1 protein-coding gene is annotated in these 1,125 nt (G+C 64.4%); it reads right to left on the reverse strand.

From position 1 onward, the window contains the following. Nucleotides 1-1,125, reverse strand: a 1,125-nt coding sequence (locus EGI20_RS18720) for an FAD-binding protein (RefSeq protein ID WP_498633202.1), incomplete at both ends; no start/stop codon positions are given.

The following is a 1,125-nucleotide window of genomic DNA, read 5'->3' on the forward strand; positions in this document are numbered from 1 at the left end:
ACGGGTGATTTTCACATCGCCATACGAGATGGCCGGTGCGGCTGCGCCCTGATAATGCGCCAGCGAGTGCTTGAGGAAATTCACGTCGTCGCGCGCCTCGTAGCCGTCCAGACGCTGGTGCGCACCGCGCGACTCGCGCCGGTTCAGTGCCGAATGCGCCATGGCTTCGGCCACATCCAGCTGGTAGCCCAGCTCGATCGCCAGCAGCCAGTCGCTATTCCACACCGAAGATCGGTCTTCGATGTGGATGTCGCGGTAGCGCACCTTAAGCTCGGCCAGCTTGTCGCAGGTGGCCTGCATGCTGTCGTGCAAGCGGTAGATGCCGCAGCCCTCTTCCATGGTTTGCGCCATTTCGCGGCGAAGGTCGGCGATGCGCTCGCTGCCATCGCGGCGCAGCAGGTTTTGCGCCGGCAAGGCGGCCGCTTCGGCTAGTTTGAGCAAGGCCGCACTATTGCGTGGCTTGGCGGAGCGGGCATAAAGGCTGGCGGATTCACCGGCCACCTTGCCGAACACCGACAGTTCGGCCAGCGAGTTGGAGCCCAGCCGGTTGGCGCCGTGAATGCCGACGCTGGAACAGTCGCCGGCGGCAAACAAGCCGGGCAAGGAGGCTGCGCAGTGAATGTCGACCGGTATACCGCCCATGGTGTAGTGCACCGCCGGGCGCACCGGAATCGGCTCGGTGACCGGGTCAACGCCCATGAATTCGCGTGCCAGCTCGCAGATTTGCGGCAGGCGCTCGTGCAGTTTTTCCGCGCCCAGATGGCGCAAATCCAGATGCACCACCGGGCCGTAGCGGCCGTCTATGGTGCGCTCCTTCTGCATCTCGTACCAGAAGGCCTGGCTCAGGCGGTCGCGCGGCCCAAGTTCCATCGCCTTATTGCGCGGCTTGTCCTCGGCCGGCCCCAGCCCATAGTCCTGCAAATAGCGGTAGCCATCCTTATTGACCAGCAGCCCGCCCTCGCCACGACAGGCCTCGGTAAACAGCAGCCCGGTGCCCGGCATACAGGTCGGGTGATACTGCACGAACTCCATATCGCGCAAAGGCACACCATGGCGATAGGCCACCGCCATGCCGTCGCCGGTGACGATGCCGCCATTGGTATTCTCGCGGAACACACGTCCGGC

The organism is Aquitalea sp. S1-19, from assembly GCF_024343515.1.